The sequence below is a fragment of the Micavibrio sp. TMED2 genome (genome assembly GCA_002168225.1).
Lineage (GTDB): Bacteria > Pseudomonadota > Alphaproteobacteria > TMED2 > TMED2 > TMED2.
This window is the reverse complement of sequence record NHBH01000005.1, coordinates 59,156-71,543: the sequence shown is the minus strand read 5'-3', so window position 1 is coordinate 71,543 and position 12,388 is coordinate 59,156. Positions and strand designations below refer to the sequence as shown.

11 protein-coding genes are annotated in these 12,388 nt (G+C 58.2%); 9 read left to right on the top strand and 2 right to left on the bottom strand.

All coding sequences use genetic code 11. The features are described from left to right. The first annotated feature begins 95 nt into the window (after nucleotides 1–95). The 5 genes from CBB62_10660 (at nucleotide 96) to CBB62_10640 (ending at nucleotide 5,464) form a co-directional block, all read left to right on the top strand. Nucleotides 96–725, top strand: coding sequence for a hypothetical protein (locus tag CBB62_10660; protein OUT40239.1), 630 nt, complete (start codon nucleotides 96–98; stop codon nucleotides 723–725). Between the two features lie 96 nt (nucleotides 726–821). Continuing rightward, nucleotides 822–1,478, top strand: coding sequence for a hypothetical protein (locus tag CBB62_10655; GenBank protein OUT40238.1), 657 nt, complete (start codon nucleotides 822–824; stop codon nucleotides 1,476–1,478). 37 nt (nucleotides 1,479–1,515) lie between these two features. Further along, entirely contained in the window at nucleotides 1,516–2,490 is a 975-nt protein-coding gene (locus CBB62_10650) for a hypothetical protein (protein OUT40237.1), read from the top strand. Between the two features lie 17 nt (nucleotides 2,491–2,507). Further along, nucleotides 2,508–3,137 (top strand): hypothetical protein, encoded by a 630-nt coding sequence (locus CBB62_10645; GenBank protein OUT40236.1) that lies wholly within the window; start codon nucleotides 2,508–2,510, stop codon nucleotides 3,135–3,137. A gap of 74 nt (nucleotides 3,138–3,211) precedes the next feature. Continuing rightward, complete coding sequence (locus tag CBB62_10640; protein ID OUT40235.1) at nucleotides 3,212–5,464, top strand: hypothetical protein; 2,253 nt, start codon at nucleotides 3,212–3,214, stop codon at nucleotides 5,462–5,464. Between the two features lie 6 nt (nucleotides 5,465–5,470). Here CBB62_10640 and prpE read toward each other — a convergent pair whose 3' ends face one another. Further along, nucleotides 5,471–7,378 carry a propionyl-CoA synthetase gene (gene prpE / locus CBB62_10635; protein ID OUT40234.1) on the bottom strand — a complete coding sequence of 636 codons (1,908 nt, stop codon included), beginning with the start codon at nucleotides 7,376–7,378 and terminating at the stop codon, nucleotides 5,471–5,473. A 111-nt stretch (nucleotides 7,379–7,489) separates the two neighbouring features. Next, nucleotides 7,490–7,993, bottom strand: coding sequence for a hypothetical protein (locus CBB62_10630; protein OUT40233.1), 504 nt, complete (start codon nucleotides 7,991–7,993; stop codon nucleotides 7,490–7,492). Nucleotides 7,994–8,276: 283 nt separating this feature from the next. On the opposite strand from CBB62_10630, the gene CBB62_10625 reads away from it, so the two are divergent. The 4 genes from CBB62_10625 (at nucleotide 8,277) to CBB62_10610 (ending at nucleotide 12,291) form a co-directional block, all read left to right on the top strand. Then, entirely contained in the window at nucleotides 8,277–9,122 is an 846-nt protein-coding gene (locus tag CBB62_10625; protein ID OUT40232.1) for a hypothetical protein, read from the top strand. Next, nucleotides 9,119–10,123 carry a hypothetical protein gene (locus CBB62_10620; protein ID OUT40231.1) on the top strand — a complete coding sequence of 335 codons (1,005 nt, stop codon included), beginning with the start codon at nucleotides 9,119–9,121 and terminating at the stop codon, nucleotides 10,121–10,123. The genes CBB62_10625 and CBB62_10620 overlap by 4 nt, the downstream gene beginning before the upstream one ends. A 21-nt stretch (nucleotides 10,124–10,144) precedes the next feature. Beyond that, nucleotides 10,145–11,272: a hypothetical protein gene (locus CBB62_10615; protein OUT40230.1), complete on the top strand. Its 1,128-nt coding sequence runs from the start codon at nucleotides 10,145–10,147 to the stop codon at nucleotides 11,270–11,272. Between the two features lie 68 nt (nucleotides 11,273–11,340). Continuing rightward, a complete protein-coding gene (locus CBB62_10610; GenBank protein ID OUT40229.1) occupies nucleotides 11,341–12,291 on the top strand; it encodes a hypothetical protein in 951 nt (316 codons plus the stop codon). The last annotated feature ends 97 nt before the right edge of the window (nucleotides 12,292–12,388 follow it).

Sequence of the window (12,388 nt, the reverse complement as noted above, 5' to 3'; positions counted from 1 at the left end):
CTTGCACCGGGTCTAGTCTCCTCAGACAGGCGGCTTTATGACCGCTGGCCCCGAAGAAGAGAGATAAAAACATGGGCGGAAACTCACTTGTCGATATGGTCAAAAAGGGCCTGAAGCGATACCGCGATGGCGGCGATGACATGCTGGCCGCGCGCCATGATGCTGTGACCGATATTCTGCGTGCCTATGGCATGACCCGACCGGGTGCGAAGGGCGAGGAGCCGCGTGTGGTCAGCGAGCTGTTCGTTTCCGAAACCGAACGGTTCCAGCATTACAGCGGCTCGGTCTCCGGGTTCGCGCCGGATGAGGACAATGACAACCGGTTTGTCCTGATGTTTTCCCAGAGCCTTGGTCGTGAGGGCGGTTCACTGAGCATTGAGCCGCTGGCCAATACGGTTGCCGTGGAATTCACTCGTGATCCCGCTGCCGGCAAAGATGGCAAATGGCAGGTCTCCGGCCTTCGCTTCAAGAAGGAAGGGCACAGGATGGAGAGTTTCACGATTGCCGAACTCGGCCAGCACCGGACCAACCAGATCCTGAATGCTGCCAGGGAAATTGCCATCGAGAGCCAAAAACTGGCGTCCTCGAAATATCCGCAGGAACGTGGTGGGGCGATGCTCTATCTCAGTGGTCGTCTCGGCCTGCTCGATATGGAGATCGGCCATCGCTATGATGCGCGGCTCTATGATAACGCGCATGACGCCCGCCGCCGTCCCGCAGCCTGAACCGTCAGGTTGATCCATCGCGCTGACATATCCTGCTGATCCATTTGACGGGGATCATATTTCACGTCACAAATCAGAATGTTGACGGCCCGGCTTATGGGCCATGATGGGTTACTTGAAACGCACGGACCAATGACAGGCGAGAGCGGTAATATCAATGCGCCGGATGCGGCCATGTCCCCGGTTGAGGGGATGTCCCGGAATGAAGTCTCGAGCGCCCAGCGTTTTCTGCTGACGGTGGCCGGTCGGCGTCGTGCGGCGGATGAGCTGACCGACATCATGTTGTCCTTCAACATACCGAGCGAGGAAGCCGCCAAGCCGATGGAAGGCGACACCGGTCGCCGCAGCCCGAAGAAACATGCCGCCGCCCATACCGGTCGTTTCCTGATGGAAACGGTATTGCGCCGGGATGTGGATGGGTTGAAGCGCCTGATTGTCTATCCGTTCCGGTTTCAGGGCGAGGTATGCCGGGACGAGGGTGATCTCGATGCGCTCTGGTTCAGCCATATCGTGGCCGAAGGAACGGCACTGATGCAGGCCGAGCCGTATAAGCTTATCTATCAGATGGTTGCCAATATCGATGAATTCCGGACACTTGATCCGGATGAGGGCGATCGGCTGACCGGTATTGAGCTGGTTGATGATGATTTTGTCGTGGGTATCATCGTGGCGTCGGGTAATGTGGCGCAGGCGGTGAATTATCTGCTGCGCTGGAATGATGGGGCGATCAAGGTTGTTGGTATCTGGACTTAAAACTGTTTCCGCACGGGCTGCGCTGTGCCTTGCGATTATGTGTTTTGCGACAGCCCTGCCCCATGCGGTACTGGCACAATCCGCGCCGGTACAGCTCAACAGTCCGCCCGCACTCAACCTGCAGGAGATGATGGAGGCGCTGCGCCAGAAATCATCCGAAGGCTCCGCCATCCGTCCGCCAGCCGGGCAAGCGCAAGGTATCGCGCCGCCAACGATTGCAGCACCCGCCCGACCGCAAGGCCCGGCCCTGCCGTCAACCTTGCCATCGACACTGGCCCCACCGCCTGCGGAACAGAGACCAGCGCCTGCAGCGCAAAGACCAGCGCCACAACCGGTTGATTTGCCGTCAAGCCTGACCCCGTTCGAGGAACCACCGGCCAAGCCGCCAGCACAGGCACAGACGCAAGCTCCCGGACAGCAGGCCCCCAACCAAGGAATGGCGATACCGCAACTGCCCGAGGGCGGACGTGATGTGAACAGCATCATCGAGCAGGCGATCAGGATGCAGCAGAATGCCGACGAGATGGCCGGCGGCAGTGATCTCGAAAAACTGGCAGCGCTGTTCGCCGGTGATCTGGGCATGAATGCAACCGCGCCGACATTGCGGGCGCAGGCACTGGCGGTTTCCTTTATCGATTACCTCTATCGTCGGGATCAGCCGCGGCTACGTCTGCTTGTCGGCCTGCCATTCTATGCCGATGACTTCATGGTCGATAATGAGCGCGATCTGAACAAGATGCTGGGGCCGATAAACCCGGTCACAGGCCCGCCACTACCGGTTGCCGATGATCGCAAGGATGACCGGCTGATCGGGATCACCACCATGCGGATTGCCGAGCTGCGGGAGAGCGAGTTTTATATCGGTGATCGTGGCGCGGACCTGCTCGGGCTTGATGAAGAGGATTTCTATATCCATCTGGTGTTCCTGCGCGGTGAGTTGATCAAGCCGATGATCGTCTATGTCCGCCGAGCTGCCGAAGACCGGTTCGAGGTCGCTGGTTTCTTCGACTGATCCGGGAGGGTCAGGCCATGTCCCGCAAACGTCGCGCGCCCGGATCGGTTCAGGGGCTGGAGGAATTGAGCAGGGTCCGGCTGTCGACCCATTTCTTCCTGCGTGATTTCCTCTATTCGGAAGTGGCGGCCATTCACGGCATCGCCAATATTCCAGATGATCCCAATCTGGCGATTGCGGCGGGCACAGGGCTTTGTGAACAGCTGCTGGAACCACTGGTCAGTGCCTTCGGGCCGATTGCGCTCCGCTCCGGGTACCGCTCACCGGCACTCAATCGTTTCTGCAATGAGAACCGCTATAACTGCGCCCGCAACGAGGCTTCGGTCGCCGGACATATCTGGGATCTGCGTGATGAGCAGGGCGGCATGGGCGCCATGGTGACAGTGGTAGTGCCATGGTTCATCCCGCAGTATGAGCAGAGCGGCGACTGGCGACCGCTGGCCTGGTGGATACATGACCATCTGCCCTATTCGGAGATGTGCTTTTTTCCGAAACTGGCTGCCTTCAACCTCGGCTGGCGCGAATATCCGCTGCGCGAAATCCGCTCCTTCGCCGCACCGAAAAAAGGCCTGCTGACCAAACCCGGCATGCCGGGCCATGACGCCGACCATTCCGCTCTGTATCCGGGGTTTCCCAAAAGGGCCTAACTGACTGGATACCCCGCTTTGTTTACGTTAAGGTCACCCTTGCAACCATCGGTTGATGCTGCGGGGGAAGAGCATTGGCAATACTGACAGTTACGACACGGGCGGATGAGGCTTTTGACGGCGGTGAAACCACCGCCAGCACCGATGGGCAGGGGCTGTCCTTGCGTGAGGCGATCGCCCTTGCAAATTCCGGCGATACCATCACATTCGATGCGAGCCTGTCCGGCCAGACCATCCTGCTCGGCGATGCCAACGGTGATGGGGTTGTCAGCGGTGGTGAGGTGGCAACAGAACTCGGCATCAATAAGGCGCTGACCATTGATGGCGATCTTGATGATGATATGTCTGCTGACATATCGCTGGATGGGGCTGGCAGTTCGCGCATTCTGTATGTTTTTGGCTCGGATTATGATCTGAACCTGAACGGCCTGAACTTTCAGAATGCAAATGTCATAAACGAAACCGGTAAGGCGTTTCCGAATAAGGGCGGGGCAATATATTCAACGCTGTCAGGTGGTGATGTTGAAATTCAGAACTCCGCCTTTTCCGATAATTATGCCGATCATGGTGGTGGTGCCATATCTTTGATGTTTGGCGACACTCTCAGGATTGATAATACCACTTTTTCCAACAACGGTGCGGGCGAAGGCAACGGGTATGATAGTGGTGGTGGTGCGATATATGTTGATTATGCAAGTCTGGTTGTTTCAGATTCTGTGTTTGAAGGAAATGAATCCTATATTGGCGGTGCGATAGTTTCCTATTCATATGACGTGGAGATTGTCTCTACGATCTTTCAGAATAATAGTTCGGCCGGAGATGGCGGTGCTCTGTTCGTTGAACGCGCCAGTTCAGTTTCCGTATCTTCTTCTCTGTTTTTGGGAAATTCCGCTGATATAAATGGTGGTGGGGCAGAGGTTAGTGCAAGTGATGTTCAGATCATTAACAGCTTCTTTGTTGCCAACAGTTCCGGAAATGGCGAGCCTGACACTGCTGGTCTCGGAGCCCTGTATATCTCTGATGTCCCGTGGACTTCAACTGATGGGCAGATTTTAAACTCGGTATTTCTTGATAATCGTGCATTCGAGGGTGGTCATAACGATCTTGTATGGTATGCCGATCAAGATAGCGCGGTTGCTCTTGTCAACTCGGTATTCTTCCAGACGGTTCCAATTGCACAGGGGTATGCGACGGCCTCTATTCGCTATCCGGATTTTACCGGCGGTTCAGGTGTTTTTCCTTCTTATCCGACGGCATCTGTTCCGGTTTTCAAGAACAACTATTTCTATTCTCTTGATGACATGGACGGTGCTCTTGTCCGTCTGATTATGGATGATGATAATGCCAATATTCTGGCGGTTGATTATGATCCATCGAGCTTCTTCAGCAATGATTTGATCCCTGGCACCCCCGATCCGATGTTGGGGCCATTGCAGGACAATGGCGGACCGGTGCCGACCATTGCATTGTTGCCGGGCAGTCCGTTGATTGATGCCGGTACCGCAACCTTGCCCGATGGGGTGATGTTGCCGCTGATTGATGCGCTTGGTGCTGCCCGGATCGTTGGCGTGGCGGTTGATATGGGCGCGGTTGAATTTGTACTTGCCGCAGAAGATGACCCGACCGAGGAGGATGACGTCTCAACCGTGCCATCGGAAGGCGACGATGCCATTCAGCTTGGTATTCTGGATCGTGAGGTCTTCGGTGGCGCAGGTCACGACCGTATTGATGGCTCGCCGGTAAGCGAAGCAATCTTCGGCAATCTGGACAATGATACCCTGACCGGCGGTGCCGGTGAGGACAGCTTGTTCGGTGGGCAGGGCGATGACTATATCGAGGGCAATACCGGGTTCGACCTGCTGTTCGGTAATCGCGGCAATGATCAGCTCTATGGTGGCAAGGACAATGACGTCCTCTATGGCAACCAGTCCGAGGATACGTTGTTCGGCGGTGTCGCGGATGATGTGCTGTTTGGTGGGCAGGGCAATGATGCCCTCTATGGTGAGGATGGTAATGACCAGCTGCTTGGCAACAAGGGCGATGACACCCTGATTGCCGGGAACGGTGATGACATTCTGACCGGTGGTGCCGGTAATGACATGTTTGTCGGGCTTGGTGGTGCCGATGTCTATATCATCCGGGCCATGGAAGGCGATGACGTTATTGTCGATTACCAGAGAGACCAAGGCGACGTGATCGCTGGCGGTGCCTTCTCTGCTGCTTCACAGGTCAGTGTGATCGAGACTGGTCTGGTGCTGACCTCAGCGGATGGCAGCACGCTGACCCTGATGGGTGTGACCGATCTCGATGACGTGCTCTTTCTCTAATATTCCCTATTCGGCATAGCCTTTGGCCTTCAGGGCGGTTTCGATTTCGTCGAGGGCGACGGGGTCGTCGATGGTTGCGGGCATGGTCCATGGCTGGGCATCGGCGATCTTCTGCATGGTGCCGCGCAGGATCTTGCCGGAACGGGTCTTTGGCAGGCGCTCGACCACCATGGCCTGTTTGAAGGCCGCGACCGGGCCGATTTCCGAACGCACCCGCTCGATACAATCGGCGAGCACTTCTTCCTTCGTGCGTGCGCACCCGGCATTGAGCACGAGGAAGCCGAGCGGCAACTGACCCTTCAGCTCATCGGCGATACCGATCACCGCGCATTCGGCAACATCCGGGTGGGATGACAGCGCCTCCTCCAGCGCGCCGGTGGACAGGCGGTGCCCGGCGACATTGATCACATCATCGGTGCGGGTCATGACATGGACATAGCCATCGGCATCAATGAACCCGGCATCACCGGTCTGGTAATAGCCGTCAAAGTCGCTGAGATAGGATTTGCGGAACCGGTCATCGGCATGCCAGAGCGTCGGCAATGAGCCGGGCGGCAGCGGCAGCTTGATCGCCAGCGCACCGATCTCGTCAGGGCCGACCGGTTGGCCGCTCGGATCGAGACATTGCACATTCCAGCCCGGCATCGGCACGGCGGTGGAGCCGTTCTTGATCGGCAGTTGCTCGATCCCGAGCGGGTTGCCGCAGATTGGCCAGCCGGTTTCGGTCTGCCACCAGTGATCGACCACCGGCACGCCGAGCTTGTCCAGCGACCAGGCGATGGTATCCGGGTCCGAGCGCTCACCGGCCAGAAACAGCGAGCGCAGGGAGCTGATGTCATAGTTCTGCATCAGGGTGCCTTGCGGGTCTTCCTTGCGGATCGCACGCAGGGCGGTCGGTGCGGTGAACAGGCACACCGGCTTGTGCGCGGCAATCACGCGCCAGAACGCCCCGGCATCGGGCGTGCCCACCGGCTTGCCCTCATAGAGGATGGTGGTGCAGCCATGGAGCAGGGGGGCGTAGACGATATAGGAGTGGCCGACCACCCAGCCAACATCGGAGGCGGACCAGTAAACCTCGCCCGGCTTGACGCCATAGAGGTTGCTCATGCTCCATTGCAGGGCGACCTGATAGCCACCGGCATCGCGCACCACGCCCTTGGGCTGGCCGGTGGTGCCGGAGGTGTAGAGGATGTATTGCGGGTCATTGGCCTTGACCGGCACACAGTCAGCGGGTGCTGCCTTGTCCACCGCCTCGGCGTAGTCATGATCGCGACCGACCTGCATGATGGCACGGTTCATTGGTCGTTGCAGGATCAGGCAGGCGGATGGCTTATGACTGGCAAGCTCGATTGCGCGGTCCAGCATTGGCTTGTATTCGACGATGCGGCCCGGCTCGATGCCACAGGAGGCGGAGACGATGATGACCGGTTTGGCATCGTCGATGCGGGTGGCCAGCTCCTGCGGGGCAAAGCCGCCGAATACGACTGAATGAACGGCGCCGATCCGGGCGCAGGCGAGCATGGTGATCGCGGCTTCCGGCACCATGGGCATATAGATGATCACCCGATCGCCATAGCCAACGCCGTGCTGTTTCAGCGCCCCGGCGCAGCGGGCAACCCGGTCACGCAGGTCGCGATAGCTGATTTTGGTGATGCTGTCGGTGACCGGGCTGTCATGGATGATCGCGGTCTGGTCGGGGCGGGCGGCGACGCCGATGCCATCCACATGACGGTCGACGGCGTTGAAGCAGATATTGGTCTCGCCCCCGGCAAACCATTTGTAGAAGGGCGGGTTGCTGTCATCGAGGACCCGGTCCCAGCGCTTGAACCAGTGACTGTTTTCGGCGACCTCGCCCCAGAACGCAGCGGGGTCGGTCAGCGACCCACGATAAATATCGGCATAGCGTGACGTCATCGCGTGCCTTTCCTCCCTGATCTGTCCGTCTGTTTTTGGTGACGGTTTCTTATGCGGGAATGATGGGCGCGAACGGGGCGTCTGGCAAGTTTCGGGCTGGCTTAAGGAGGGTTAGTCTTTGCGGCAGGGGCGTTTGGGAAACGGGATGACAACGGCGCCCGGCGGCGTTTCTGCTTCTTCCTGCGCCATGATCAGGGGATGGATGATCCAGTTCATGGCGCTCATGGTCATGGCAAACCGCCGGGCGGGTGGTCCGGCCATATAGGCTTCATCCGGCTTGATATAGGCTTCGAGCATATGGGTCGCCTTGTCCCACTGGTTCTGCTGGAACGCGGCGAGGGCGTTGATGACGCAAATCTCGAAGCGGTGCAGATAGAGACAGGATGAGCAGCCGATGGAATAGGGGCCCATGGCACCGCAGGCGAGCATGCTGAAGAACTCGTCCACATCGCCGATGACCTCGGGCATGCCGGTGGCGGCAAAGCTCTGCTCGATGACCGGCAATGCTTCCTCACCCAGTGCCATGCCGCGAAACCATGTTCGGATAACCCAGAGGATAAGGTGTTGTGGCGGGGTCAGGGCATTGACCTCAACGTCGCTATGCGCTTCCTGCATGATCGCTCCCGAAAGCAAATGATAATCATTCTCATTTGCATGGTAACTGAAGTCACATGTTTTGCAAGCGGCATGGAAGAGGCGCGCGCAGGAGAAAATTTCATTTGCATTTTCAACCGGTAAGTTTATATCAGCGACTCAGTTGAGATTGATTCTCAATTTCAGGTTGCCTTCATGATGTTGGTGCCTGGGTGTTTCTGGCGCTTTTCTGTCTGGTTTAGATGCAAATGAGTCTAAATCGCATTAACGGAGTAAGCAGCTTTTCCCGGGTCCCCAAACTGTCATGAAATCCAGTTGCAGGTTGAAGTGTTATAATATAACACTTTGTCGCGAATTGACCCATATCATCTTTCGGGCCGGGCTGTATCTCCCAAGTACCTGTCTGAAAGCATCTTCAAATAGAACTAAGGAAATCAGCATGTTACAGGCGACTAACGCAGCACCGATCGATCGCTGGCTGAAAGACCCGCAAGAGGACCGACAGATGAGCGATGACCACCTCATCCTGTGGGACCGAATGATTGACCTGATGCGCGAAGGTGATCTGTCCGAGGCAACCGTACTCGATTACGGCTGCAATACCGGCGGTCTGCTTGCACGCTTGCTTGAGCGGCGGCCTTTTGCCCGCGGCAAGGGCGTGGATATTGCCGCCCAGGCGGTTGCCGATGCGGCCCAGAAATACGGTCATTTACCGCTATCATTTTCGACAATAGATGCGAATGAGTCCGAATCGCATTTGTATGATGTTGCGATCAGCCATGAGGTTATCTACCTCCTGCCCGACATTGAGGCCCATGCTCGCGACATGGCGAAATGGCTGAAGCCGGGTGGTCGCTATTACGCCGCGACCGGTTGCCATACCGCGAACCCGCGCTGGCCGGAATGGCGTACCTATATTGCCGAGACGGCAAAGATCGCGCCGCAGGATTACAGCCCGGAAGATTACGTCCGCGCCTTTGAGGCAGCCGGTTTCACCGCTGCCGTTCAGGCGTTCAAACTCGACAACTTCACACCATGGACCGCGACCGATCCGCTGTTCACGCAGGTGATGGACGCGCTCGACTTCTATCAGAACCACAAACTGCTGTTCCGTTTTACGGCTCCTGTTGCTGTTGAGGTGGCGAAATGAGTGCACAACCATCCCGCCGCGCCGTCATCCGCTCCCATCCGCTGCATCGCTCGGCAAAACGTGGCAATGAGGCCAATCCGCTCGACAAGCAGCAGGCCGATCGGATCGTCAATACGATCCTGACCGCCGCCGCAACGCTGGAAGAGCAGACCGACCTGTCACCGGACAACCCGGTGATCAACGAGGTGCTCTCCAAGCTGGTCGGCACCATTACCGAGCCTGCCAGCGCCGCAACCGCGCTTGCCGTGCTCGACAACAAGCAGGTGAAGGCGGTTCAGGAAAAGCTCTGGAACAAGCTCTCGGCAGCCGAAGGGGCCATGGAAAACTGGTGGAGTGCCAAGCTGCTCCGCGAGCGTCGGCTCGATCTCGATACGCTTGAGCAGTTCTGGTACCGCGACAACTACAAGGAACTGACCGCGCTTGAGGTCAAACACTGGGCGGATCAGGGCAAGCGCCCGGATGCCGACAGCCATGTGGTTTTCGTTGGCAGTGGCCCGCTGCCGCTGACCGCGATCGACCTGCATCTGCAAACCGGTGCCACTGTCACTTGCGTTGATAATGATCCGGTGGCGGTCAAGCAGTCACAGGCCTTGCTGCGTCGCCTCAATCTCGATCGCAAGATCAAGGTGGTCCATGCCAGCGGTGAGGATGCGGAATTCCGTGACGTCACCCATGCCATGGTTGCAGCCCTCGTGCCGAACCAAAAAGCAGTTGCCGAGCGTATTCTGGACCAGTCACCGAATGCGATGATCGGGGTACGCTCTGCCCGTGGTCTGCGGGCGGTTCTGTATCCGCCATCGGATGTACAGGGCCTGCGGGAGCTGGGGCTTACCTATACCGGTGGCAGCCCGACCAATGACCGCGTTATCAATACCCTGCTGACATTCTCACCGGGTCCTGATCTGGCCTTGCGGCAGGTACAGGCGGCAAAGTCGGATCACGACAAGTGCCAGTCCTGCACCAATACCGAATGCCCGACCCGGAAGATGCGGTTGGGATAAGCCGGAGATGGCATCTGCTTGATGATGGCATCACTTGCACCGAAATCGCTGGTTCAGATTGCGAATAACGCCAAGCTCGAAGAGGGCATGGTGCCGCTGCCGCCTGACCATGAATCGCTCGGCCACGGTTTGCACGGTGGCCGTGCGAAGCTGTGGGGACGTGGCAATCGCCCGCCATCGGTCGATCCCGAGGATGTGTTGCCGATCCATGAGATAACCGGCGGTGACCGGGTCTTCAATGCGGTCATGCGCAACGTCATGGCCTTGCGTCGTCTGCCCAACTCACTCGATGGCGACAAGGCCATCCGCAATGATTTTGCCGGTTTCTTCGACCTGCTCCGGGCACCACTGTCCCCGGCGGTCGAGATGTCGGTGATGTTCGACAAGCGGGTGCGCAATCTGGCCGGCTTTGCCCAATCGCGCATGTGTGCTGGCGAACGACGCATTGAGCGGGCGTGGTCGGAGCAGTTGCTTAAGGAGCGTCGGATGTCGTCCAGTACGCTCCGGCAATTCTGGTACTATGATAACTATACCGGCCTTTGTGATACCGAACTCGGACTGCTGCATCGCGGTGAACCGGGGCTGTCCCTGACCCGTGCCCGTGACCGGATTGCGATTGTTGGCGGTGGCGCGCTGCCGCTGACTGCGATCATGCTCTATGACATGGCCGGGGTGCCGATCACGGTACTGGATCACAACCCGCGCTGCTGCCAGGTGGCCAACCGGATGCTGCGCAATCTTGGGCTGGACAAGGAAATCACCGTTGTGCCGACCGATGGGCGCAGCTTCGACTTCAAGGGTCATACGATTATTTTCGTCGCCTCCAATACGCTGGGGGTGCGCGATACCGTGGCTCAGGCCCTGCGCACCGGTACGCCCAAGCGTATCCTGATGCGCAGTGTCGACGGCTTGCGGGCGCTGCTCTATCGCCCGGTCGGTTATGACGATATTTCCGGCTATGGCATGCAGCATGTGGGGCAATCGGATCGGACCGAGCAGTATTACAATTCGTCCCAGGCATTTATTCCGCCATTCGGTCTGCATGGTGAAATCGGCCATGATTCCAAGCTGGACTATCGGTTCAGCCGCTATATGCCGCATATGAATTTCAACAAGAACCTGTGGCTGGTTTCCCTGAATGCCCAATAGCTTGCCGTTTGCGGTTTCCTTACGCTGCGATAGTGTAATGATATGTCCAAACGCAGCCCGTCAGCCTGATGTCTACTGCCCGATTTCGTGAAATCCTGAACAAGCCAACAGCCTCGCTGATCGCGGCTGTGGTACGCTTTGACAAGGATAAGGCGATTGAGCTGCAGGCCAAGCTGCTCGCCATCCATAAGGCGGAGGCCGATCTGCCCCGTGAGGCACAGCAGGATCTCTATGGCATCCGCGATGAAGGCAAGCTGGCGACCGGGTTGAAGAAGGCCGGTGTCGATGCCGAAGCGATTGCCCAGGCCCATGATGATGTGACCAGCGAGAAGGGCATGCCGCGAGCAGTACCCCTGCTCGGGCAGGTTGCGGTCAATTTCCGGCTGGTCAGCAATGATGTGAAAAATGCCCTGATGACGGCACAGGCCGGGGAGCGGGCAGTTCGCGCCGGCGAGTTGATGAGCGGTATGCGCGCCGGGGCCCTGCCAGCCACGCTCGATAACCTGCTGCCAGGCACGGTGACCGATGCCCGCAATCCTGACGAGCCTGCCCGCGGCTTTATCGGCAAGTTCAAGGATGATCCGGCCGATCTGGTTGGTGCGCAGGCGATCCACCACCTCGCTGACCTTGCCACGGCAGCAGCGGCACTAGGTGTGTCCGAAACCGACAGCCATATGATTGCGCAAGCAGCCAATGATATCGGCGTGCTGGCCCGGCGGGCGCTGATCGGTGCCGGTGACTATCTGATCGCCACTGGCCAGCATGGCCCGGCGGAACAGACCTATGCGATAATGGGCATGGCTGATGGCCGCGATGAAGCAGCTGCGCTTGACCGATTGCAGGGATTTGTCACCCGGCAGCTTGAGCGGCATGAGGCTGCCGGTGTCCTCGACCCGGCCCTGCGACAACAATGGCAGGAATTGTCGGACAAGCGTGCGGAACAGGCGCGCCCAATCGTCAGAAACGGCCCCGCACCGAAACGTGATCTGGACGACCCCCAGCCACGGCCTGACCGGTGATTGCCCTGCAGGGGCGGCAAAAACACCTGAAAATTAGGGGGTTAATTCCCTTTGCTGCGTAATAAAATATGCTAGGTTAGTTTCGCGTTTAACAATC